Below are 23,556 nucleotides of genomic sequence, written 5' to 3' on the forward strand. Positions count from 1 at the left end.
CAGCTGTGCGCTGAGTCTCGACTATTCCATGTTGACACCGTTCTGAAAACAGATCCAAGACAGCAGGTGCTTTGATGACAGATTCCCGCTCTCCCGGCAAACGTTTCCGCGACGCCCTCAGCAACCAGCCGCTCCAGATAGTCGGCGCGATCAATGCGTATACCGCCATCATGGCTGAAAAGAGCGGCCACAGCGCGATCTACCTCTCCGGCGGCGGGGTGGCCAACGCCTCTTTCGGCCTCCCGGACCTGGGAATGACCACCATGAACGATGTGCTCGAGGATGCGCGCCGGATTACTGCGGCTTCGAGCCTGCCGTTGCTGGTGGACATTGATACAGGGTGGGGCGGGGCGCTCAACATTGCCCGCACCATCCGTGAGATGGAACGCGCTGGCGTTGCCGCCATTCATCTGGAGGACCAGGTTGCCCAGAAGCGCTGCGGCCATCGCCCCAACAAGGAAATCGTTTCCAAGGCCGAGATGGTGGACCGCATCAAGGCAGCGGCGGACGCCCGCCAGGATCCGGATTTCTTCATCATTGCCCGGACCGATGCCTTCGCTCAGGAAGGCCGTGATGCCGCGATCGACCGCGCCCAGGCCTGTGTGCAGGCGGGAGCGGATGCTATTTTTGCGGAAGCGGTAGCGGATCTTGAAGACTACCGGGCCTTTGTCGAGGCTCTGGATGTGCCTGTTCTGGCCAATATCACCGAATTCGGAAAAACGCCCCTGTTCAACCGGGAGGAACTGGCCGAGGTGGGCGTAGGCATGGTGCTCTACCCGCTTAGCGCCTTCCGCGCCATGAACAAGGCGGCGTTGAATGTTTACCAGCACATCCTGGATGACGGCGACCAGAAGGCCGTTGTGGATCAGATGCAGACCCGGGATGAGCTCTACGATTTCCTCGATTACCACGAGTTCGAGGCGAAGCTCGATGACCTATTTGAGCAGAACAAATAGGAACCACAGTCAGTACGACAGGTGAGAGGACAGAACCATGAGCGATAAATCACTCGGCGGCAGCGGCCTGCGTGGCCAGGTTGCGGGCGAAACCGCGCTGTGTACCGTGGGCAAGAGCGGTACCGGCCTCAACTACCGCGGCTATGACATCACGGATCTGGCGAACAATGCCCAGTTTGAGGAAGTAGCGCACCTGCTGGTTCACGGCCATCTGCCCAACCGGCAAGAGCTGGAGGCCTACACCAAGCGCCTGGCCGGTAAGCGCCACCTGCCGGAGACGCTGAAGGAAGTGCTGGAGCGCATTCCGGCTGACGCGCATCCGATGGACGTGATGCGGACGGGCTGCTCCATGCTGGGTAACCTCGAGACCGAGACGAGGTTTGACGAGCAGGATGAGCACATCGATCGCATGTTGGCGGCGCTGCCGGCGGTGATCTGTTACTGGTACCGGTACAGCCACTTCGGCGAACGCATTGAGACCGACCTGGATGACAACACCATCGGCTCCCACTTCCTGCATATGCTCCACGGCCGTAAGCCCAGCCAGTTGCACGCGGATGTAATGAACGTCTCGCTCATCCTATACGCCGAGCATGAGTTCAATGCGTCCACCTTCACGGCCCGGGTGTGCGCCTCCACGCTCTCGGATATCCACTCATGCGTGACCGGCGCCATCGGCAGTCTGCGTGGTCCACTGCATGGGGGCGCCAACGAGGCGGCGATGGAGATGATCGAACGCTTCAACGATCCCGACGATGCCGAGCAAAAGCTCATGGGCATGCTGGAGCGCAAGGACAAGATCATGGGCTTCGGCCACGCCGTCTACCGCGACGCCGACCCGCGCAATGCCATCATCAAGAAATGGTCCCGTACCCTGGCGGAGGATTACGGCGATACCAGCCTCTTTGATATCTCCGAACGCTGTGAGGAAGTCATGTGGCGCGAGAAGAAACTCTTCCCCAATGCCGACTTCTTCCACGCCTCCGCCTACTCCTTCATGGGCATCCCGACCAAGCTGTTTACGCCCATCTTCCTGATGTCCCGAGTCGCCGGCTGGACGGCTCATGTGAAGGAACAACGCGCCAACAACCGCATCATCCGCCCGAGCGCCGACTACACCGGCCCGGAACACCAGGAGTGGCTGCCGATCGACGAGCGGTAGTTTCCTTCCGTACTGACACGCCTGGACGAATCAGGCGTGAGGGACTGCTTACCGGGACGCTCGGTCGCCCCTCTCGTCTGATTCCTGCAACTGATTCAACAATCCAGACAGGAAACATAGAGGCAAACTCATGAGCGCCAACGTAGAATCCAACGTCCGCCCGGACTACGACGACATCATCCAGAAAACCGCCGATTACGTCCTCAACTACCGGATCGAGAGCCAGGAAGCCCTGGATACCGCCCGCAACTGCCTGATGGACACCATTGGCTGCGGCCTTTTGGCCCTGCGTTTTCCTGAATGCACCAAGCACCTGGGGCCCCTTGTTGAAGGCACCCAGGTCCCTAACGGCGCGCGCGTCCCCGGCACTCCCTTCCGCCTGGATCCGGTCAAAGCCGCCTGGGACATTGGCTGCATCATCCGCTGGCTGGACTACAACGACACCTGGCTCGCCGCCGAATGGGGCCACCCCTCGGACAACCTCGGGGGCATCCTCGCCATCGCCGATCACCTCTCGCAGAAGCGTGTTGTCGAGGGCAAAGACCCGCTGACCATGCGCGACGTGATTGAGGGCATGATCATGGCCCACGAAATCCAGGGCGTGCTCGCGCTGGAAAACTCCTTCAACCGGGTTGGCCTGGACCATGTGGTCCTCGTGAAAGTGGCCTCAACCGCTGTGACTGCCAAGCTCATGGGCTGCAACCGTGAAGAGATCATGGCCGCGCTCTCCCACGCCTGGGTTGACGGCCAGTCCCTGCGTACCTACCGCCATGCGCCCAACGCCGGTTCCCGCAAGTCCTGGGCCGCGGGCGACGCCACCTCCCGTGCCGTACGCCTGGCCGACATCGCCAAGCGCGGGGAAATGGGCATCCCGGGCGCACTGAGCGCGCCGCAGTGGGGTTTCTACGACGTTCTGTTCAGCAAGACCAACCGTGACCAGCAGATCAAGCCCGAAGGCGAGCGCCAGTTCAAGCTGCCCCAGGAATTCGGCAGTTACGTGATGGAGAACGTCCTGTTCAAGATCTCCTTCCCGGCCGAATTCCACGCCCAGACCGCCGCCGAAGCCGCTGTCACCCTGCATCCGCAGGTCAAGGACCGGCTGGATGAGATCGATCGGGTCGTGATCACCACCCACGAATCGGCCATCCGCATCATCTCCAAGGAGGGCAACCTCGCCAACGCGGCGGACCGTGACCACTGCCTGCAGTACATGACCGCCGTGCCGCTGATCTTCGGTAACCTGACGGCCGAGCACTACGAGGATGACTTCCACGCCAACAACCCGATCATTGACGAGATCCGGGGCAAGATGGAAGTCCAGGAAGACGAACGCTACAGCCGCGAGTATCTGGAAGAGGACAAGCGCTCAATCGCGAACGCGGTCCAGGTGTTCTTCAAGGATGGCTCCAGCACCGAGAATGTGGCGGTGGAATACCCCATTGGCCATCGCCGCCGTCGTAAGGAGGGCATTCCGCTGCTGGAACAGAAATTCCGCAACAACCTGGCAACCCGCTTCACCCAGAAGCGCTCCGAGCGGATCTTCAACCTCTGTACGGACCAGAAGACGCTCGACAATACACCGGTCAACGAGTTCATGGACCTGTTTGAAGGGTGTTGAGTGAGCAATCACCAAGGGTGAGCGTGCTACTGGTCACCGCTAACCGCTCTGAGTGGCTGGAGCCGGTGCTCCGTAGCCTGCAGGCCCAGACCCTGACGGACTGGGAATTGATCGCCGTGGACTGTGATTCCACGGACGATACCCTGGATCGACTATCGTCTTGGGCCCAGTCCAGTGAACGGGTGCGGGTCCTGTCGGTGGAGGCGACGGATCGTGCCGTAGGCCGGCGGCAGGCGCTCCAGAAGGTACGCGGTGACTATGTGGCCTGGGCGGACCCCCAGACGGGTTGGCCCAATGATTTTCTTGAGAACCTGTTGGCACGCTCAAGAGAGGCAGCGGAGCCCCGCAGCGTGATCTATGCGCCCACCCAAATCCTGGACGGGGAGGGCGGCACCGTGCGAACCCTGCCGGGCACCCTTCAGCATGCCACAATGGTGCGGAATCTGTTCGAGGAACCCAGGTTTCCTCTGTCGGCACTGCTGATCCCGCGCCGCGTTATGCGCTCCCTGGAAAAGACCGGCATGCGTTTTGTCCTGAGCAATGACCACGCGTTGCTGTTGTGGTTGGCCCATCAGGCCGCTTTCGAGCCCGCCGCAGGTAGTCTTGACCCGGTCTGCGTCTATCCCGCTGAAGGGACGCTGCCGATGAGCCTGGATCCTGTTGCTGAATCACGGGGCGAGGCGATGACGTACGCGCTCGAAAACTTTCGGGGAGCGGTTCCAGCCCGCTTTGCGCGCCGCTGCCTCGCCACTTTCCATTGCCGGCGCTCCCGGGCCAGCGAGGATTCGGGCGAGGCGCTGGCCTCGGCTTCCCGGGCTCTCATGTATCGCCCCTTATGGCCCCGTGCCTGGAAACAGCTCCTTTCTGTGGTCCTGAGATAGTGGCGGCCCGCTGGCCTGTGTTGGTGGCACCCGGCGTCCTGGGCTGGCTACAGGGAGCTTGAGTGAGCCCGACAGTATTCAGGGGGCACTGCTGGAGGGCCACAGGGGTGAGCTTGCCAGCGCTTGGCTCCAACACGTCGGACGTTGAAGTGACGAACATTGCCTCTCATGGCGTATGGCTTCTTGCTCACGATCATGAGCTTTTTATGCCCTACGCTGATTTCCCCTGGTTTAAGGAGCAGCCTATTCGGGCAATTCTTAATGTTGAGGAACTGGCACCCTGTCACTTTCACTGGCCAGACCTCGATGTAGACCTGACGGAAGAGATCATCGAGCATCCCGAACGCTACCCGAATGTCGCTGGCAACACGTAACCAGCGGCGCTACGCGCCTTCAAGCCAGCGCGACCGGCCGCCAGCCCATACACGCGCTGCGCCACCAGCGAATGCATTGTGCGAGAATATACAGCGCCAACTGTTAGGTCACAGTGACCACAAAGACGACTGAGGCGCATGGGCCATGAGATTCTTCAATTTTGGAAACAAAGATGAGTACGGTCGCCAACGCCGCATTGAGCACCATGGTCGCTTCCTGCGTGCCAGCCGCACTGGGGGTGTGGCACTCAGAGCACAGGCTGAGGCAGCCGGGGTCAATGTCACGGCCAATACCAGCCAGGGTTTTCGTGTTTCAAGTACGCCACTGCAAAACACCCAGGTTGCGCTCCAGAACGGGCGGTTTGTGCTGCGGGGGCGTTACGGCAGCGGGCCTACCAAGCTGAATGTCTCCAAAACCGGCGCAACCGTCAGTACGCGCAACGCGCTGGGCTCCTTCAACTGGATCAACCCCAACCGTTCGTCAGCAAAAGTCGCTGGGGTTCAGGTCCGTGGCAAAAACGCCGCATACCTCCAGGGGATTTACATGCTGTTTGTGGGCGCGGCGATGGCGCTCAAACTACTGGTTCAGCTACTCGTGCTGGTGTTCCAGCTCGCAGCTTGGCTGGGCGATATGGTTTACCGCCTGGCCCTGGCTATGCCCTATGCCTGGGCCGTCCTCAAGCGCCGTTTTCGGAACGGCCAATTGCGCCGACGGTTGTTGGAAGGCAGCGGGAAAACCACTCCATGGATCGATGAGTGGTCTTCTCAGGACCAGGTTGCCGGTATCGTTCTGATTCTGGTCGGTTGGGGGCAGGGCCAGCGTCTGAGTGAGACGCTCAAAAGCAGTGAGGGTCGTGTTACTCAAAGTCAGGAATGGCCACTGCTGGCGAGTACGGCGGAATATCTGGATCCAGTCGCAGAACGCCTGGAAAGCGCCCGGGAAAATGCTGCCGATCCCAAAGCCGGTGATCCCCGTTTGTTCATGGCGGCACTTGCGACTGCGTTAGGAGAATCCGGCGATCAGCACACAAAAGCAGAAGCCATCCTCCAGGCTGACGAGTTAGCCCTGGCTCTGGGTGAACGAACGGAATTGCAGGAGCAGTTGCTACAGGTCTATGGCGATTTCGCTGGTATCCGGTTTCAGGAACCTGAGGTTTCGTCTGCCGGTAACGGGGAAGAAGCAAGAGATATGCAGGCGTCGGCCCCCGAATATGGCGCCCCACAACGCTTTTCCGGGAATGCCGCTATTGATCTGAACACCGCCTCTTTTGAGGAATTGCAGGAAGTGCCGCATCTGGGTCCCGAAAGGGCAGAGGAGGTTATCGCGATGCGTCCGGTTACCGATCTGAGCCAACTGCGCTCAATTGATGGCATCGGGGCGAAACGCCTCGCGGATATTGAGGTCCATGTACGTCTCGGGTGAGGTAAGCGCGTGCTCCACCAAGGACAAACCCAGCTGCCTCTGGCCGGCTGAAATTAAATTGCTTTCGTACTCACCGCTTTCTGGCGCTGCAATGATGCCTCCAGAATCTTCATCGTTTCCCCGCGTAGGTACTCCGGCGCGAGAATGTCCAGGTGGCTGGCCTGTGCGACCAGCCACCATCTGAGATCCTGTGTATCGCTCACCGTGGCCGTGAGCTCAAAGCTATCATCCGTTTCGTTGAACGTCTCCTGGTCGAGGCTCATAGGCGACTCGGCCAGATGGAGCATGAATTCCTTGTCGCAACGCAGGTGCAGTTGAATGGGAGTGTGGTGGAATGGCTGACCCATGGCGCCCGAATGGATGTATTGATCCAGGTCAAAATCCTTCGGGCGATCAACAGCGTCATCCAGAAGGGTGCTGCTACTGGCTCGGTGCAGAGCGAGCTGCCGGATTCCTTCCCGCCCATCCATCGTTCCGATCAGATAAACATTGGGGTCTCGGAAGATGAGGCCGTATGGATGGACTCGGACCGTTTCCGCTTCCGGCCAGGAGCGGGCTTTGTAGACCAGCTCGCACTGAAGGTCTTTAAGCAGTGCTTCCGTGACGGTCTCCAGCACCTCGCCATTTACCTCCGGCCGTCGCGTCATCAGGCCACGATTGATAACACGGACCCGCTCCGGCCACCGGCCAAGAGGATTGTCTCGCCGTCCCAGGGTCTCCTGTGCTTCCCGGAAGTGAGGCTGAAGATGTTCCAGCGCCCGTTGTGGAAGAACCGGAGCAAGATAGGCGCGTGCCAGCTCCAGCGTCAGGGCTGCAGGCATGTCCAGTGCCGGAATCATGCTGGCGGCAGCCGAGGCGTTATAGGACCAGGCGTAAGGGCGCGAGGACTCATCCACCATCAGTGGAAAGTGGGCGGAAAGTTTCTCCAGATCTCGCTGAATTGAACGTAGTGTGAGCTCAAACCCATGTTCTGCCAGATCCTCCGCCAGCTTGGATGTGGTGACCACCTGCGGGTAGCGTGGGATCATCCGAAGCATGGTCAGGTAACGGATGCTGGTGTCGGCCATGGACGGACTCTTAAATTGGTGGCTGAAAACCGTATAGAGTGTAGATGTTGAACCCCTTCGACGACAGCTGCTGTCGGGGAAAAGGACCTGATAGGGAGATCAGGTTTAGGGCTAAGACAAAAAGCAGTAATCAATAGAGGGGGGCAGGACAACATCGTAGTGGCCAGAATCGCGCTTAACGGACGCAACGCAATGACCGCTTCCCGGTTTCGGCTCTCCAAAATCGATTCCATCTTGGTTACCGGACCCTCGTCGCTTATGTGGGCGCTGACAGAGCCAGTTGTCGCGACATCCCCAATAGATTCTCCTGGAGTTAACGTTTCAGTGGACAGGTTCCGATTTGAGTTCATGGGCATGTTCAGCATGCTTGCGCTCGTAGCTTACCGGTGACATCTGCCCGATGGCTGAATGGCGACGGTGTTGGTTATACCAGCCTTCGATGAACCGGAACACCTCCAGTCGCGCCTCGGTCGGATTGCGGAACTGGCGCCGATCCAGCAGTTCGCATTCAAGGGTGGCGGAAAGCTCTCCGCCATCGCGTTATCGAAGCAATCACCGACTGAGCCCGTCGAGGGGCGCACGCCGTGTTCCCGGCAAGGTGCCCGAGGGCAATCGACGTATACTGACAACCTTGATCGCTGTGATGGATCATGTCTTTCGGCTGGCGTTGCCATAGCGCCATCTCCAGCGCATCAAGCACCGGTTCGGTTTTCATGTGGGTGGCCATGGCCCAGCCAACGACTCGGCGGCTGAAGACATCCAGAACAATGGCCAGGTACAGGAACTCGCTCCAGGTCGGGATGTAGGTGATATCAGCCACATAGAACTCGTCAGGCGCATCGGCTGAGAAGTCGCGCTCAACCAGATCCGGCTCACCCCGGCGGCACTCATCACGCACCGTGGTGAAGATGCCCTTGCGCCGGCTCACGCCCTGGATGTCGGCTTCGCGCATCAGCCGGGCAACGCGTTTGCGGCCAATGCGCCAGTGCTCATCCTTTAGGTCGGCATGAAGCCGGGGCGCCCCATAGGTGCCGCCTGAACGCCGGTGCAAGGCCTAGAGCCGGACCCTGAGTACTTCGTCGGTGCGCCGGCGTTGGGATGACCCACGTTGGCGCCACGCATAGTAACCGCTGAGGGAGACGCCCAGCACACGGCACATGGTGGCAACGCTGTGAACGGCCCGATTCACTTCGACGAACCAGAAGATATCGGTGGCACGGTATCGGTCTCCCGAGCGAACTAGGCCGCGGCCTTTGACAGGATCTCGCGTTCTTCACGCAGGCGCTTCTTCTCCTGGCGAAGCCGGCGTAGTTCTTCCTGTTCAGCGCTGGTGGCGCCGTCATGGCGAACGCCAGCGTCACGGTCGGCTTGTGCCACCCAGTTGGTAATGGTCTGGGCCGAGGGTTCAAACTCCTGAGCCAGTTTCGCAGGGCTGCGCCTACTACGAACCAGATCGATCATCTGTTGCCGGAACTCCAGCGGATATGGGGGTCTGCTTTGTGGCATCCTCTCCTCCCGTTGTTTTCAAAGGATCGGATGTCCACCAAAGCGGGTCAACTCCAATCCTGCGATTTGCTTAAGTGACTGCCCGGAGGTTTACAGAGGCTATATAAAACTGGCAGCCAAGGAATCTAGCCCGAAATATTCATAAAAAAAGGCGAACCTTGTTCAACCCATTGATATAATGGGAGTTACGCCAATAACGCTTCGGAAGAAGCTAAACAAGGTTCGCCAATGTCCAATTCTATCCCAACTCAACTGCGCTTTCCTCCCTTTGCCGGCTTTACCGTAAGAGCCGATTTCGAGGGCGGGGCGTTGTCATCCGACTTCGGTCCCCTGCTGCTGCGAGGGGTTAACCAGCAAATCGGCCTGACTCATCGACTGTCCCAGGCCATGGACGACCGCCGTCACGCCTCCTACATTGGTCATTCAATGGAGGATCTGCTGACCCAGCGCATCTTCCAGATTGCCTGCGGCTACGCCGATGCCAACGATGCGAATGCCTTGCGCCGTGACCCGGTGTTCAAGCTCGGCGCTGAACGTCTGCCGCTTGAGGCTGACCAGGATTTGGCCAGTGCACCGACCTTTTCACGGCTGGAAAATGCTGCCAATAACAGCGACCTCTACCGTATGGCCAAGGCCTTTGTAGAGCAGTTTGTGGCCAGCTACGCCAAGCCTCCAGAGATGATCGTGCTGGACATGGATCACTCCGAAGACCGGACTCACGGCCAACAGGAACTGGCGTTTTATAACCATCACTACCAGAGCCATTGTTACCTGCCCCTGTTTCTGTTTGAAGGCCTGTCGGGCAAGTTCATCACCGCCGCGCTGCGCCCTGGCAAGCGGCCCAGGGGCGCCGAGAATGCCATGATCATCAAGCGGGTACTCAAGCGCCTGCGCGAGCACTGGCCCGAGACTCGTATCCTGCTGCGCGGTGATGCCCATTTTGCCAACGTGGAGTTGATGCAGCTGGCGCTCGACGATCCGTATACGGATTTTCTGTTCGGCTTGGCCGGCAACAGCCGTCTGAAAACACTGGCCGCGCCACACCTGGAGCGCACCTGTCGGTTGCACGATACCCGCTGCCACAATGCCCGCCTCGCCGAACAGCAGCCGCCGCACCGCTCACGCACCTTCCACGAGCTGGACTATCAGGCCCGCTCCTGGCCGCAGGCTTTTCGCACCGTGCTGAAATCTGAAACCATGGCGCTCGGCGAAAACCCCCGCTTCGTCGTCACATCCCTGGAAGGGCCGACGCCGGAGATCCTGTACACCGAGCTGTATTGCGCCCGCGGCCAGGACGAGAATTTCATCAAAATGATGAAAAACGATCTGGCCAGCGATCGCACCTCGGATTGCCGCTTTGCGGCCAACCACATGCGCCTGTTTTTCTCCTGCGCCGCCTATGTGCTGCATCACGCGTTGCGCTCGGAATTGTTGCAAGGTACTGAACTGGCCCGGGTCCAGCCCTCGACAGTGATCATCAAGCTGTTCAAGCTGGCCGTGCGGGTGGTGCAATACAAAGACCGCGTCAAGCTCCACCTGCCCAGCAGCTGCCCGGTCAAGGACCTCCTGCAAACCATCACCGAACGGTTATACCGCCTGCCCCGGCCCCCGTTAAACAGCAGTTGAGCAACCCTGGGCGCTTGCCGTTATCCTGATCCTTCGGGAGGCCTTCGCTCGTCTCACTCCTGGGATTGATCAAATAACAAACAATCCAGGCGAGTGGTTGGAAGATATCAAAGCGACATCAACTCGCTTATTAATAATGATTCTCATATTTGGGCAGAATGGATGCCTGGTGGAAAGAGTTGAATGCGTGCTCGGGCAGTTTATGAAACATCCGGGCTAGAAAATGGTAAGGGGCTGGTTGTAAAGCTAAAAGCCCGCACAGAGGCGGGCTTATTGGGGTGGTTGGCGTTGCAGTTAAAGGTAGTCGCGCATCAACGATTCCTGCTGGATGTGTACAGCCGCAAGATTGTTGGCCATGAGGTCTACGACAGCGAAACCGGAGAGCTTGCCAGCGAGTTCATCGAAAAGGCTTGTTGGCGTGAGCGCCTGGCAACGAAGGGAAAACCGCTGGTGCTGCACTCGGACAATGGCAGCCCCATGAAGGCGTCGACCTTCCTGGAGAAACTGTACGACTTGGGCATTACGCCTTCGAAAAGCCGCCCCAGAGAGAGCAATGACAATGCCTACTCGGAGTCGCTGTTCAAAACTCTGAAGTTCCGCCCGGGGTTCCCGACAAACGGCTTTACAGCAATCGAGCAGGCCCGGGACTGGGTGTTGGCGTTCGTGCGTTGGTACAACAGCGAGCATCGCCACAGCGCGCTGAATTACGTGACCAGACACCGGTAAGCGCTGAAAATTGCAGAATTTAATTCACATTTCGGTGGTGAGATCCACAAGAAAGGAGGCAGGCTGAAGCGGCAGGTTGGTAGGCTATCGGCAGCACGCAGCGCCTTCGCTCAGTGCTGACCATGTGGTGAGAGTTTATTGGCAGGCGCGCCTTGTCTTGAGCAGTTGTTTGGCAAGCTCCAGTTAAGTCGACTATAGTCCGTCACCGGTGATGGCAACTTGAATTATTAGAACTGCCAGCAAGAGCTTGCGAGTCTTTCAAGTTGTTCAGGCAGATAGATTCATGCCGCCTTATCGCCAGCTTAGAAGATTACTGGAGCAGCTTGATTGCCGACCTGGTAGAGGGTTCGGTTTTCGTATACTGGGAGAGGTGTTGAGGAGTGGGTCCTCAGAAGCACCTAGTACAGGGGAGGCTGCATTGATTACATGCATTTGGAAGTAAAAAGGAGTTCGAAGTAGTGTTGACGGAAATACGGACGACAAAAAGTGAATGGTTCATGGCGCTTGCGTTGCTGACTTTGACAGCTGGCTGCGGCGGTAGTAGTGACGGTGACTCAGATTCGGGTGATGAGACACCCGAAGTCAATGATCCAGTTAACAATGGCGGTAATCTGGTCGATGTTGCGGATGACCACATGCAGTTTTTCCTGATGGATGGCGCCTGTTACGCAGCGGATCAACTGGTAACCTATCATGACGCGAGCGGCAATCTTCAGGGCACTGCGACAACGGATTCAAAGGGACGTGCCTCAATCAGTGAGATGCCGGACAACGGCTACATCGGTATTGAAGTTGGCTTCTCCAATGGTGCTGGGAGTTACCATTATCCAGACAGCAAGGTTGAAGGGGGCGAGGTCATTGGCCTTGTTGATAGGGGTGGTGCATGTGAACAAGACCGAACCTTCAGCATTAATATCACGAACGAAACCGATTACGACGCAACTAAATTTTTGGTTCCCGCTACCGAGGTGGATGCAACCAATGAGCCGGTAGCGTTGAATCCCTTTGAGGGTACAGACAATCGAGTGATTGTTGCTGAAGGTTTCCAAGGTGGTGAACGTTTCTACGGGATCAAGACCATCGATACTGTTGAAAACGGTGAGACTTATGACATCACCGTGGACCAAGATTATTTGAACCTGAACTGGAACACAGACCAACCCGTCAATAGCGTACGCTTGAGCGGGCCGGTTAATAACAATCAAGCTATTAATATGGATATGGAAACGGCTAATTCAGGTTCTGATTTGGGAACAAGCGGCACATTGGAGCGGATGGAAGAGCCGGAGGTAGACCAGGGAATGACGTTCAGCGCAACAAGCACGGAAGTGGCGACCTCTCGCAAGACAGTGACGACCCACAAGGTTCTTGCCTCTGACGCCAATACGGCCGATGTCACGGTAACACCAGCTTCTGAGGTTGGTGATGTCAGCTTTGATGACCAACAGATCGAGCTGGGGGCATTGCCCAATGACACAAGTGCGATCAACCAGACCAGTTTCCAGAAATTCTGGGTCCTTGATAGTGGCGAAGTCTACCGGCAGAACCATGCGGTTAGTGGTGTTGATGCACAGAACCCAGTTCTCGAAATTCCGGAGGAGTCGGCATACACCGATGTTGAGGCCAATGCTAGTACTAAGTCAGCCACGGTAACCCTGCATGAGAATCCGCTCTATGCGAATCTACTGTCGGTTGCGGGAACGATTGAGGTAGCCCAGGAAGAAAGCTTTGAGCAGTCCATCGGGGACACCTACCGGTTCTTCAGTAGTTCACGAACCGAGTAACCCTGAGAGCAAAGACCAATGGCGAAAAGCCCTGGCTTAGGTCGGGGCTTTTTAGTCTCAAGACGCTGCATTACCTATTGCTGGCTCTTACTGCAGAATACCGTGCTCAATACGAGCGATAACACAGCGAATCCTTTCCGTGTCATCTGCAGATACGGCCATGCTCACTGGCAATCCACCATTCAATGCTTTAATGGGTGACTGAGCCCAACTAATTGCTGCCTCCAAATCCCCTTCAAAAAGCTCATTGGCCCAGGAGAGAATATATAGGAGGCGCAGCAAATGTTCTTGCGAACGGGCTTCAGACCGCCTCTAAGCTGGGTGTGGGAGAGGGCGTCGACTGGTAATCTTAATGACCGAGCAAGGGTTTCCTGGTACAGACCTTTACCGAGGAGGTTGCGGATAACTTCAATCTGACAACCGGGGTTCGGTAGGGTCGAGATTGGGTCTCTCCCCTTGAATCCAGGATGATGGGTCCACCTCAAAAGTTCCCCAGAGGCTGCGGTGACCGTGATGCTCGTGTTCAATCATTTGCCGTAACCTCCAAGATCGCATTTGCCGTTAGACGCCCAGTGAGATGGCGGGCTAGTTCGGTCAAAAAAGCTGGTTTCAGCATCCAGGATACTTCGCCAGGATCCGCTCCCTCTCATTTTCCCATTCGGCATCTGTCGCCGGCATGTCATCCACCGGCCAACCTGGAAATTCCAGCAGGTCATCCGCCAGTTCAGTGAGAACCTCTCGCAGTTCCAGCTGTTCGAGCCAGCGTTGCGGGGTGGCGTCCATCCCTTGGAGTGCGCCCATGATATTGCCCGCGATTGCGGCTGTGGAGTCAGAGTCACCACCGTGGTTGGCGGCCCATACAATGGCCTGCTCCAGCGTTGTGGCTTTGAGGCAGCAGTAAAGGGCTATGGCCAGGGCTTCCTCGGCCACCCAACCAGCGCCGAGTGTTCGGATGGCTTCGTTGATGGGTGTCAGCGTATTGGCCAGAGCCACGGCCTGGTCAATGGCGTGGGTTGTTTCCTCGTACCCCTCACGCTGCTGGCAGAGCTCACCAGCCCGTGTGATGGCGTGCTGAACATCCTCCCCTTCCAGAATGGCGGCGATGATCGCTGCGAGGGTGCCTGCGGTGAGTTTGCCGGTAACATGGCCATGTGTAAGTTCGGCCAGCTCCTGGCCGGTGGCGAACGCTTTCCAGGCCGCGTCCGGCACTATGCCCGCGTGGATGTGAAACAGGGCGGCCGGGGCCACCCGCATCACGCCACCGCATCCCTTGCTGTAATTGTCCGCCACCTCGCCGTAGAAGGTCTTGTTGCAAAGTGCTGTGAGACAGGTATTACCCGGGGCTCGACACTGGTGGAGTTCCTCGTGGTTAAAGAGCCATTCTGCCTTCCCTGAGGTCAGGGGGGAGGGGACTGCGTTATTCCTCTTACCCTGGGTCAGCAGCCAGCGTTGGTAGGCTGCATCCACCATGCTTGGAAGAAACGCCACGCCCCGCGATGCGCCGCGTACATACCCCCTCAGCAGACCCTCCGCAGAAAAAAGCGTCATCTGGGTGTCGTCCGTTATGGCACCCACCCGCCCGTAGGCCGGGATCATCTCACCCAGCCCGCCTCTACCGTAGTTGGCCTGGATCTGGTTGAGCGTCATAAACTCTAGCGGCGCCCCCAGAGCGTCACCGGCAGCACCTGCCAACAGGCAGCCACGAAAGCGGTTCTGGAGGTCTAGGTCTAGGGAAGTATCTGGCATAAGGGTTCTCCTGCAGTCGAGTATGACCAACAGTCTAAGTCTTGAGTGCGACGGATCGTGTCGTATGCGGATCACTACCCTCCCCCCCTGTGCTACGCTCCAACAAGTTTCTTGCAAGGAGGTCTAATGGCCAAACTGATCCCCCCGCTGGAAAACATTGACCTGGAGACGCTGCCCCGGGGCGAGCACCGAGTTCTGGAGACACTGCGTGCACTCGATTTTCCAGGCTTGCAGGTCTACTACAGCATGCCTCTGCTTAATTACCGCTCCGATGGATTGCGCCGGGGTGAGGCGGATTTCGTTCTGTTCCATCCCAGCTACGGCCTTCTGGTCTGGGAGGTTAAAGGCGGTGGCGTTCATTTTGAGAACAACAGCTGGTACTCCACCAACGCTCAGGGCACACACCGGATCAAGGACCCTACGCTCCAGCTCAACAAAGCCATTGCCTCACTGCACCAGCACTGGCGCAAGCCGATGGGGGAGTCGTTCCGGCTGCCAACCGGGCGCAACCTGGTTTTTCCGGAAACCGAGGCGAGTGGAGTTGCGTTGCCACCGGGCCTTGAACACATGGATCTCATGGACCGCCACGATTTAGCGACACTGGATCGGGACGCCCTCATCCGCCAGTTCAAGCGCTGGCCGAACCAGGATGCTCTGCCCATCTCCGCCATGGAGCAGACTCGGCTTGTTACCAAGGTCCTGAACCCCAGTTTCCAGCTTGTGCCCAGTCCAGGTTCGGATATCGATTGGATTGAGGATCGGCTGGTGCAGTTGTCCAACCAGCAGAAATGGGCGCTGGAGCTGCTGCGCTTCGTCCCTCAGCTGACCATCACTGGCGGGGCGGGTACCGGAAAGACCCTGCTTGCCCGCCAGAAGGCCCAGGATCTTCTGGATGAAGGTAAGCGTGTACTGGTGCTGTGCTTCAACCAGAACCTTGGCGAATCACTGCGCTCGGGGCTAGGTGACGCTCTGGAGAACCACCCGCAGTCGCTGACCGTGGCCACCTTCCACGATTTCGCTCGTGCTCTGATCGAGAGAACTGGCGGTACCTGGCCCGTTCCGGAGGATCCGGCTGAACAGCCCGACTTCTACGAGAACCGGGTGCCGGAAATGCTGGAAGAGGCGCTACAGCGCGATGGCACCAACTATAACGCGCTGGTGGTGGATGAGGCGCAGGACTTCGCCCCCATGTGGCTGCTGACTCTGGCTGAGGCCCTTACCGAAGCCCCGAATGTCTGTCTCTTCGCGGATCCCTCCCAGAATCTTTATGGGCGAGACTTTGAGCTGCCCACCGACATCTTCGCTCAGATGCCGGCCTACCCCTTCCACCTGAGCTACAACTGCCGCAATGCCCGAGAGATTGCCCAGTGGCTCAATGAGCGATTTGAGGCCGCCAGTCTGCCTGCAGAGGATCTGCCTTCATCGGGAATACCGGTGACAGAGCACGCCTGGAAAAGCGCGGATGAGCAGGCGGAACAACTGCTCGCGGCCTGGGATCGGCTCAGGGAGCGTGGCATCGAGGACAGCCAGATTACTGTCCTCAGCCCCTACCGACCTGAGAAAAGCGCGGGGATCAGGGCGCTGGGGGAGGCACGGCCCAAGCACAGGGCCAATACCTCCACCATCAACGCCTTCAAAGGACTCCAATCTCCCTATGTCCTTATGGTGGACATGGATACCAGCGCTTTCGCGAACCGCGACGACGTCTGGTATGTCGGTGCCACTCGCGCCACCGTCAGTCTCCAGGTGTTCCGGAAAGCCGTGCCGTGAACCCGATCGGCTGGGTGGTTTCCGTGCTCTGAGCCCGCTGCTCCTGGAGAGCGATAGGGAGCAGATGGCGTGCCCGCAGGGGCAGACCTCTGAGGTTCAGCTGCTCGATGGCGCTGACCACAAGGCCGGGAGTGAGCTCGCTCAGTGCGGAAAGGGTTTCCGGCTCCGCTCGGTCAATGGCCTCCGGGTCCTTCACGCTTGCCTTGAGCATGGAAATCACCTGGTCCCGCCGGAGAGCATCGAAGGCCACCTTCAGGTGGAACCGGCGCATAATGGCCCGGTCCAACTGTTCAAACCGGTTGGTCGTGATCATCACAATGCCCCGGAATCGATCGAGTTGGACCATAAGCTCATTGGTCAGGGTGCTCTCCCATGAATGGCGGTGCTGGCTGCGCGATGTGAGGAAGGAATCCGCTTCGTCCAACAGCAGGACTGCGCCAGTCTCCTCCGCTTCCTTAAACAGCCCTGCAACCGCTTTCTCGCTTTCACCCACCAGCGGCGACAGCAGATCACTGCCGGCAATCAGCTTGAAGGGTTTGCCAAGTTGCTCTGCCAGATGGCGTGCGAAAGCCGTCTTCCCGGTACCCGGAGGGCCATGGAGGCAGACCCGCGCCTCCGTGGTTTTGCTCAGAAACCCGTTCATGGTGCGCAGGGAAGGGCGCGTGTTCAGCCAGGCCAGCTCGAAGTCTGGAACACCTTCACGCAGAGGCGAGACCTCTCCGGCTGCCGTTCTGGTTCCAAGCGCTGGGGACTCGCCCAGAGCTTTGAGCTTCTGGGTCAGTGCCTGCTCCAGCCGCTTCTCGTTACGGCGCCATTTGCCCGGCGGCAGCAGCCGCCCGAGTTCATTCAGGTTGCGCAGCAGTGCCGGCGTCGCCCAGGGGCGGGTGACCACGGTATCGAGCCACTGGCGGGATACTGGCAGATCCTCTGTCACCGCGTTGAGACGATCTCTGGAGAGCTGGGTACTTTCCGGTTTGATCTCCTGCACCAAGTCAAAACGCCGTAAAAACGCAGGGTCTACATGCCGGATCTGGTTGCTGATCCAGATGGTGGGCACCGGATTGTTCTCCAGGTGCTGGTTCAGCCAGGCTTTGGCAAGATCCTTTTCGCTCCGGAACGCGTCCTCCATCTCGTCGAACACGATCAAGGCGTTGGGGTGATCTGAGAGAAAGATCTGCGCCAGTTGTGCGGAATGCATCCGTTCGTTCCCAGTGATCGGGTGGCCGTGCCGGGTCTGTGTGGGCACTTCGTAGAGCCGCCGACCAAGCGCCTTGGCCAGCATACGTGCCAGCTCCGTTTTACCCGTTCCTGGCGGCCCATAGAGCAAAATGTTCGCGCCACGCTCGTTATGGTGGCGCAGGTAATCCATGGTCAGTTGAAGATCCGCATGATGGCGGAAGTCGCTCAGCTCGAATTCCGTTTCCGGTGCCAGAGGGCACAGAGAGGTCAGCAGGGTATGAAGCAGAAGCTCCTCCTGTTCGGTATCCTCCCCCAGCTGCCATAGCAGCCGGTCAAGAAGTTTGCCGGGTGCCAGCACATCACCAAGGTCGAATATACCCGTGGGTTCGCTCAGCAGTTGCAGGTGCACCAGCGTCGCACTGTTATTCAGCGCCGCCGCAACCTGGTTGGGGCGCAGGCCCAGCCATTTGCTCAGTGTCCGGACGCCGCTCTGGAACTGATGGACCTGGACTTCGCTGAGTACCTCCCGTAGGCGTTCATTACGGGCGATGAGAATGGAAACGAACAGCAGCTCGTATTCCACTGGGTTCAGGTTCAGGCGGTCGCTGAGTGTATCTAGAATCGGGCGGAAGGGAAGCTCGGGCTCGCCTTCATGGGTCTCCAGAATCCGATCCCGGATCTCGCGCAGCGGCTTGCGGATCGCCACGGTGTCTTTGATCACCGCATTGGTGTCCACCCGCTGCGCCAGTGGCGAGGCGGGGCCATTCCAGATCCCGTCCAGAATCTCTTTCAAGTCATCGAAGTCAGTGCTGTCCCCATCAGCGTGGATCAGTGCCTGACAGATCAGAACGGTGACAAGGTCATGCTCGTCCGAGGTGGTCTCGGTAACGACCGGCGCTGTACCGGTAGTGCGTAGATCGCTCCACTTCATAAACCCTCCTGTTGCGGCTGAGAAAACTACCTTAAACCGGCCTTGCGACATTCTGTGTCGTCCAGTGGGCGTAACCTGAACAGCATCAGGAGGGGGTATGTCATTCACCAGAATTCAGTCCGTTTCGGAGGGGCCGGTGCTAAGCAGGCGGTATGGGCACCATCCGCACGCTGTCGGTAGCGGACCGGTTTCGCTTTCTGCCGAACTTGCCTCAATCCGCCAGCTGGAAGGTCGGGATGTGGTCGGCGGTTTAAGGCGGCTTGTGGCAATGGCCGAGGGCGGCGAGGATGCCCAGCGACTGTGGCGCAATCGGTGCTTTATACAGGCCGCCCGGCGGTGGCCACGAGCCCGCAGTTGCGCGCGGTGCGCCCGCTTTGCACTGAGGACCTGGGATGAACGCTGGGAGTGGAAGCTGCCGCAGGTGGCCAGCTGGGTCTGGTACAGCCTGGATCTTTACCTTTGGGTACAGTGTCAGGACCGGGTTACCGCTGCGCGCACCTATCGGATCGTGCTGGTGGAGCAAGCGGTGTGTGATCCGAAGCGGTTTGCGGCGGTTCTCGAAGTCGCGATTACGCACACCAGACATGAGGTGATGGACCCGTTGCTTCGGGATGTTCTGGCAGCCTTTCTCCAGAGGCTTCAGGAGGGTAAGAAGCGGGGGCGGCGTGACATACCGCCTTTTGGCAGCCTTAAATCGCTCTGGGTTCAAATGATCCACGAGGCGCTGGCGCCCCGGCTGGCGAAACTCTGGGAAATCGATCCCCAGAGCCAGACGCTGCTTGCGCAGGTTCTTATGGATTTTGGTGTGGATCTCTTAGTCCAGAACCCGGAGATCCTGGGGGAGCCTCTACCACCGGCCGTGCGCCTGAAGCTGCTGGATCGTGCGCGTCTGCCATACAGGGAGCTTATGATGATGTGTCACAAGCCGGGCCCAGGTGGGAGCCTCGACGGACTCCGTGCCGGGCTCATGGATCTTGCACTTGGAACGGGGAGAGGGGCCTATGGCTGAGCTGAAAAATAGTGCGAAAGGCATTGATGTGATCGGTGATGTCCACGGTAAGAAGGGTCAGCTCGTGACCCTGTTGCGGGCACTGGGCTACCGGCAGACTGAGGGCATTTGGGGGCATGAGAGCCGCCAGGCCGTGTTTGTTGGGGACCTGATCAACAAAGGCCCGGAACCGGGCGGTGTTCTGAAACTGGTCCAGCGTATGGTTCAGGCGGGTCAGGCACGGATGGTTCTGGGGAATCACGAACTGAACTGGATTCACGAGGCGGCGGATCACGCTGGTGAGCCTGAGGCGTTCCTACAGGCTACCGCGAGGCGGACGAGTCGCCGCCCACTGGCTCAGGCGTTTGCGACGGATCCCGAGGAATTGGTGACCCTGTTCCAGTGGCTCCGCGAGCAGCCGTTGGTGATTGATGAACCCAAGTTTCGGGTGGTGCACGCCTGTTGGGACGATGAGTCTATTAAGGTGCTGAAAACGCACTCCAATAACCGTCTGGACGACACAGCACTCGCCGGGTACCGGGCCACCGGCTCCGATCTGTATTTCGCTTTGGACCTGACCGTTGCCGGTTGCGCGCATACGTGGCGAAGCACCCCTGATCCTGCCGGTTATCTCACCGACCGGGAGAGGGTCGGCTGGTGGCGGCCCGGTGCGGCGCACATTCACCGGGAGAGCGTACCACCCGCGCTGGAAGAGCATCGGTATTACTCGGCCGACGCACCGCCGGTGTTCTTTGGGCACTATGCCCTGACCGGAACCCCGATTCTGCAGGAGTCCAACCAGGTGTGTGTGGATTACGCGGCGGCCTACGGCGGTCGGCTCGTGGCGTATCGTCACACACCGGGTGAGCCTCTTGCCGAAAGCCACTTTGTCGGCGTCTGAGTGAAGCTGATAACCAGCGCGACATAATCTGTCGCTCTATCCGCTCACAATGGGTACCCATCAGGAGGTGCCCATGAGCGAAGAGAAGCACACCCCCATCACGCCGGATGCCACCGGCGGTCTGCGCATTAAGGATTCATCGGAAGTCGAGCTGAGACTCGGCCATGCACAGCTACAGGCGCTCGACCTCATCCAGGCGCCAGCGCTAGAGACACTCCAGATCACGGAGAAAGCCCCTGGCTCGCCGTTGCACCTGATGATTGATGGGCTGCGAAGCCTCACACGCCTGGATCTTCCTGCCTCTGACCGCGGTGCGGTTCTGCATCTGGCCGGGCAAAAGCCGCCACAGGGCCTGCATATTGAAGGGTCGGTGGGGCAGATTGATGGTGACTGGCAATCGGTCCGTTTTTACATGGAACGCGAGCCTTCACAGCTGCCCTGGCAGCGCGTGCGGGTGGTTACCCCCGTCGAGGTTGATGGGCTAACCCCGGGGGATGGGCTGATGATTGTCGTTGGCGATCGGGAGGATGCCACCGAGACCCTTCATCTACGGGAAGGCGGCGATTGGCTCCTGCTTGGAATGGAGGGTCTAACGCAGTTGGAGGTCGATGCATCGGGGCGCGTCTGTGTGCAGGGGGCCCCAGAGCTGACCACCATCCAGGGCAATGCCGCCAGCACGGTTCTGGACGTGGTGGATGCACCTGCCCTCAATCGGGTCTCCGGGGCAGGTCATTACCTGAGTCTGCGTCAGGAAAAGCCTTCCTCCTGCCACCTGATCATCACAGGTAACTGGCGGGAAGCCAGCCTGCGCTGCCCCCATCTGGAATCGTTGGATTACCCGAACGCCCAGGCACTCACGCTGTATTACTGCGAACGCCTAAAAACCGTGGAACTGCCCCTGGGGGGGGTGGCCGGTGCTTGGTCTGTACTGGCTGCAAATGACGGCCACGGACCAGCGCATCACGGAAGCCGTCAACGTCACCATGAAGCCCGTCCCGCCAAGTTATCGCCCATCTGATATTTCCACGATGCTGATCGGCGATGAAGCGCTCAGCAACAGACTGGAAAGACGCTATAAAATGTACAAGAAAGCCGTCGAGGAAAAGCTTAGAAATGACCCGATGACCTACCAGGTGGCAGACGCTTCTGGTTTGAACGAAACCGAGAAAAAGAGACAGAAATTTCGCAGCCATACAGACAACCTCCACGGGAAGATAATGAATGTCTTGTCTGAGTCGGGGGGCGAATATGCGGCGGATGACTTCGCGGCGACACGCTTTTTCAATTCGCTTTTCAGAGACTACTTTTTCCCTGGAACCATGGCTGTTCTGAACAATAACGGCAACATCCTTGTCAGTCTGATGAACATCGGCCACACGATAACGGTGTTTGCCGAAGCTTCGTGGTTTGCGGATCATTTTATGACGGCGGCTTTGGAGTCAACCGTGCAGGTCCGCCAAAGTAAAGAAACTTGGAGCGATAGCATCGCAGATCTCGGCAAGTACCTCGGCACCGCAGGAACCGCCGGCGTCCGAGATGTCTCTGGTAGTACTGTTCAGGCTTTCACGTACGAAATTACAAGCGGCCCATTCACGCGTGCTGCATGGAATATGTTTAAAGAGATCCTGGAATGGTCCAAGCTACTGATTATACCAGGCTTGTTTCTGGCCTTTTACCTTCCAGCCATGATCATGATTCAGTGGTTGACCCAGATTGTTACCTGGCTTATTTATCTAGTCGAAGCTGTCATTGTAATCCCGGTCTGGGGCGTGCTCTTCGTCGGTGATATGGGGCAACAGGCCCTCGCGCCTCAATCCGCACGACAAGGGTTTGTCCATCTTCTCGGAATCTTGCTTTACCCGACCCTGATGGTTATCGGGTTCGTTATCGGTCTCAAAATTGTTGATTTGATATCGGACTTCCTGATCGACTTCATGGAAATCGGATTCCTGAATGCCACAGACGGATATATGTTCGGGGTTGTCAGTATGGTGGCCGGAGTCTGCATCATAGGCATCACGGCATACCAGATCCTGCTGCGGATCTTCAGCCAAATGATGGAACTTAACCAGCGCGCCATGTCCTGGATTGGTCAAATGCCGGCATACAATGATGCGTCCGCTGAACAAGGCGTCCGCTCGACCTTCATTGGCGTCAATCAAACGGGTAGCAGAAAAGCGGAGGCATCGGATCAGGGACGCCAGAAGAGAAGGCAGGACGCGAAAGACCAGCTCAATGGCAATAATCAGTAAGTGATGAAGAGCGCCCCCTTTTGGGGCGCCCTAAAAACCTAAAACCACCCACCTTGTAAGGCGAATTGGATGAGTAGTGAGTACGCCGGTTGTTTTATGCAGGATGGTATGCAATAATATACTAAGGGATTCAAAAGTAGCCGAACATGATTTATAATAAACCTTTATTCACTGAATGATAAAGGAAACGGTTGAACCGATGCGCGATTCCGATGGCCGCAAACTGGATCACCAAACGCTTGAACAATTGCGGATTCGAGCCGTTCAACGAGTCCAGGAGGGTGAAAGCCCGGAAACGGTGATTAAAGCGCTCGGAATGAGCCGGGCACGCATTTACGAATGGTTGGCGGCCTATCGCGAAGGCGGTTTCGATGCGCTTAAGGCCAAGCCTATTTCTGGTCGGCCACGCAAACTCACCGGCGACCAGATTCGCCGACTTTATACGATGATTACAAGCTTCAGCCCGCTGCAGTTGCAATTTGAGTTTGCCCTCTGGACCCGGGATCGGGTCCGCAGTCTGATTCGTCGTGAATTCAACGTCCACCTCAGCGAGGTCTCCGTCGGGCGGCTGCTGCGCAACCTTGGCCTGACGCCACAGAAACCGCTTCATCGGGCTTATCAGCAGAAACCGGAGGCGGTGAAGCAGTGGAAAGAAGAGTCGTTCCC

The 23,556-nt window shown here is 58.3% G+C and carries 18 protein-coding genes and 2 pseudogenes; 15 read left to right on the forward strand and 5 right to left on the reverse strand.

Annotated elements, in window-relative coordinates; genetic code table 11:
* Positions 1-74 precede the first annotated feature (74 nt).
* From prpB to AC1RQI_RS06850, 6 genes are all read left to right on the forward strand, one after another.
* Positions 75-956, forward strand: coding sequence for a methylisocitrate lyase (gene prpB / locus AC1RQI_RS06825; RefSeq protein WP_481904146.1), 882 nt, complete (start codon positions 75-77; stop codon positions 954-956).
* A gap of 37 nt (positions 957-993) precedes the next feature.
* Positions 994-2,118 (forward strand): bifunctional 2-methylcitrate synthase/citrate synthase, encoded by a 1,125-nt coding sequence (gene prpC, locus AC1RQI_RS06830; RefSeq protein WP_481904147.1) that lies wholly within the window; start codon positions 994-996, stop codon positions 2,116-2,118.
* Between the two features lie 130 nt (positions 2,119-2,248).
* Positions 2,249-3,736: a 2-methylcitrate dehydratase gene (gene prpD / locus AC1RQI_RS06835; RefSeq protein ID WP_481904148.1), complete on the forward strand. Its 1,488-nt coding sequence runs from the start codon at positions 2,249-2,251 to the stop codon at positions 3,734-3,736.
* Positions 3,733-4,617, forward strand: a complete 885-nt coding sequence (locus tag AC1RQI_RS06840; RefSeq protein WP_481904149.1) for a glycosyltransferase family 2 protein — start codon at positions 3,733-3,735, stop codon at positions 4,615-4,617. The genes prpD and AC1RQI_RS06840 overlap by 4 nt, the downstream gene beginning before the upstream one ends.
* 107 nt (positions 4,618-4,724) lie before the next feature.
* On the forward strand, positions 4,725-4,991 hold the full coding sequence (locus tag AC1RQI_RS06845) for a DUF2442 domain-containing protein (protein ID WP_481904150.1): 267 nt from the start codon (positions 4,725-4,727) through the stop codon (positions 4,989-4,991).
* Between the two features lie 145 nt (positions 4,992-5,136).
* Positions 5,137-6,414 carry a ComEA family DNA-binding protein gene (locus AC1RQI_RS06850; protein WP_481904151.1) on the forward strand — a complete coding sequence of 426 codons (1,278 nt, stop codon included), beginning with the start codon at positions 5,137-5,139 and terminating at the stop codon, positions 6,412-6,414.
* A 53-nt stretch (positions 6,415-6,467) separates the two neighbouring features.
* Here AC1RQI_RS06850 and AC1RQI_RS06855 read toward each other — a convergent pair whose 3' ends face one another.
* Complete coding sequence (locus AC1RQI_RS06855) at positions 6,468-7,481, reverse strand: helix-turn-helix transcriptional regulator (RefSeq protein ID WP_481904152.1); 1,014 nt, start codon at positions 7,479-7,481, stop codon at positions 6,468-6,470.
* Between the two features lie 321 nt (positions 7,482-7,802).
* Positions 7,803-8,987: pseudogene (locus AC1RQI_RS06860) on the reverse strand (IS3 family transposase).
* A gap of 228 nt (positions 8,988-9,215) precedes the next feature.
* On the opposite strand from AC1RQI_RS06860, the gene AC1RQI_RS06865 reads away from it, so the two are divergent.
* The 3 genes and pseudogenes from AC1RQI_RS06865 (at position 9,216) to AC1RQI_RS06875 (ending at position 13,123) form a co-directional block, all read left to right on the forward strand.
* A complete protein-coding gene (locus tag AC1RQI_RS06865; protein ID WP_481904153.1) occupies positions 9,216-10,613 on the forward strand; it encodes an IS1380 family transposase in 1,398 nt (465 codons plus the stop codon).
* 327 nt (positions 10,614-10,940) lie between these two features.
* A pseudogene (locus AC1RQI_RS06870) lies at positions 10,941-11,336 on the forward strand (transposase); the annotation flags it as partial.
* A 461-nt stretch (positions 11,337-11,797) separates the two neighbouring features.
* Positions 11,798-13,123 (forward strand): hypothetical protein, encoded by a 1,326-nt coding sequence (locus AC1RQI_RS06875; protein WP_481904154.1) that lies wholly within the window; start codon positions 11,798-11,800, stop codon positions 13,121-13,123.
* 87 nt (positions 13,124-13,210) lie between these two features.
* On the opposite strand, the gene AC1RQI_RS06880 is transcribed toward AC1RQI_RS06875, so the two are convergent.
* Both AC1RQI_RS06880 and AC1RQI_RS06885 read right to left on the reverse strand, forming a co-directional pair.
* A complete protein-coding gene (locus tag AC1RQI_RS06880; RefSeq protein ID WP_481904155.1) occupies positions 13,211-13,405 on the reverse strand; it encodes an antitoxin Xre/MbcA/ParS toxin-binding domain-containing protein in 195 nt (64 codons plus the stop codon).
* Positions 13,406-13,732: 327 nt separating this feature from the next.
* Positions 13,733-14,869 carry an ADP-ribosylglycohydrolase family protein gene (locus AC1RQI_RS06885; protein ID WP_481904156.1) on the reverse strand — a complete coding sequence of 379 codons (1,137 nt, stop codon included), beginning with the start codon at positions 14,867-14,869 and terminating at the stop codon, positions 13,733-13,735.
* Positions 14,870-14,995: 126 nt separating this feature from the next.
* Between AC1RQI_RS06885 and AC1RQI_RS06890 the strand changes: the two genes are divergently transcribed.
* Positions 14,996-16,639, forward strand: coding sequence for a UvrD-helicase domain-containing protein (locus tag AC1RQI_RS06890; protein WP_481904157.1), 1,644 nt, complete (start codon positions 14,996-14,998; stop codon positions 16,637-16,639).
* On the opposite strand, the gene AC1RQI_RS06895 is transcribed toward AC1RQI_RS06890, so the two are convergent.
* On the reverse strand, positions 16,605-18,749 hold the full coding sequence (locus AC1RQI_RS06895) for an AAA family ATPase (RefSeq protein ID WP_481904158.1): 2,145 nt from the start codon (positions 18,747-18,749) through the stop codon (positions 16,605-16,607). The two genes, AC1RQI_RS06890 and AC1RQI_RS06895, sit on opposite strands and share 35 nt — an antisense overlap.
* A gap of 97 nt (positions 18,750-18,846) precedes the next feature.
* On the opposite strand from AC1RQI_RS06895, the gene AC1RQI_RS06900 reads away from it, so the two are divergent.
* From AC1RQI_RS06900 to AC1RQI_RS06920, 5 genes are all read left to right on the forward strand, one after another.
* Entirely contained in the window at positions 18,847-19,758 is a 912-nt protein-coding gene (locus AC1RQI_RS06900) for a hypothetical protein (RefSeq protein WP_481904159.1), read from the forward strand.
* Positions 19,751-20,638, forward strand: a complete 888-nt coding sequence (locus AC1RQI_RS06905) for a metallophosphoesterase (protein WP_481904160.1) — start codon at positions 19,751-19,753, stop codon at positions 20,636-20,638. The genes AC1RQI_RS06900 and AC1RQI_RS06905 overlap by 8 nt, the downstream gene beginning before the upstream one ends.
* A 73-nt stretch (positions 20,639-20,711) precedes the next feature.
* Positions 20,712-21,656 (forward strand): hypothetical protein, encoded by a 945-nt coding sequence (locus AC1RQI_RS06910; protein ID WP_481904161.1) that lies wholly within the window; start codon positions 20,712-20,714, stop codon positions 21,654-21,656.
* On the forward strand, positions 21,577-22,890 hold the full coding sequence (locus AC1RQI_RS06915; RefSeq protein ID WP_481904162.1) for a DotA/TraY family protein: 1,314 nt from the start codon (positions 21,577-21,579) through the stop codon (positions 22,888-22,890). The genes AC1RQI_RS06910 and AC1RQI_RS06915 overlap by 80 nt, the downstream gene beginning before the upstream one ends.
* Positions 22,891-23,089: 199 nt before the next feature.
* Positions 23,090-23,556, forward strand: a 467-nt coding sequence (locus AC1RQI_RS06920; protein WP_481904163.1) for an IS630 family transposase, incomplete at its 3' end; no start/stop codon positions are given.

Source organism: Salicola sp. AFF1 (assembly GCF_056783195.1).

Bases quoted from the DNA above. Each gene is read 5' to 3' on its own strand.
- prpB (WP_481904146.1), top strand. From the start codon at position 75: ATGACAGATTCCCGCTCTCCCGGCAAACGTTTCCGCGACGCCCTCAGC.
- prpC (WP_481904147.1), top strand. From the start codon at position 994: ATGAGCGATAAATCACTCGGCGGCAGCGGCCTGCGTGGCCAGGTTGCG.
- prpD (WP_481904148.1), top strand. From the start codon at position 2,249: ATGAGCGCCAACGTAGAATCCAACGTCCGCCCGGACTACGACGACATC.
- AC1RQI_RS06850 (WP_481904151.1), top strand. From the start codon at position 5,137: ATGAGATTCTTCAATTTTGGAAACAAAGATGAGTACGGTCGCCAACGC.
- AC1RQI_RS06855 (WP_481904152.1), bottom strand. From the start codon at position 7,481: ATGGCCGACACCAGCATCCGTTACCTGACCATGCTTCGGATGATCCCA.
- AC1RQI_RS06865 (WP_481904153.1), top strand. From the start codon at position 9,216: ATGTCCAATTCTATCCCAACTCAACTGCGCTTTCCTCCCTTTGCCGGC.
- AC1RQI_RS06885 (WP_481904156.1), bottom strand. From the start codon at position 14,869: ATGCCAGATACTTCCCTAGACCTAGACCTCCAGAACCGCTTTCGTGGC.
- AC1RQI_RS06890 (WP_481904157.1), top strand. From the start codon at position 14,996: ATGGCCAAACTGATCCCCCCGCTGGAAAACATTGACCTGGAGACGCTG.
- AC1RQI_RS06895 (WP_481904158.1), bottom strand. From the start codon at position 18,749: ATGAAGTGGAGCGATCTACGCACTACCGGTACAGCGCCGGTCGTTACC.
- AC1RQI_RS06900 (WP_481904159.1), top strand. From the start codon at position 18,847: ATGTCATTCACCAGAATTCAGTCCGTTTCGGAGGGGCCGGTGCTAAGC.
- AC1RQI_RS06905 (WP_481904160.1), top strand. From the start codon at position 19,751: ATGGCTGAGCTGAAAAATAGTGCGAAAGGCATTGATGTGATCGGTGAT.
- AC1RQI_RS06910 (WP_481904161.1), top strand. From the start codon at position 20,712: ATGAGCGAAGAGAAGCACACCCCCATCACGCCGGATGCCACCGGCGGT.
- AC1RQI_RS06915 (WP_481904162.1), top strand. From the start codon at position 21,577: ATGACGGCCACGGACCAGCGCATCACGGAAGCCGTCAACGTCACCATG.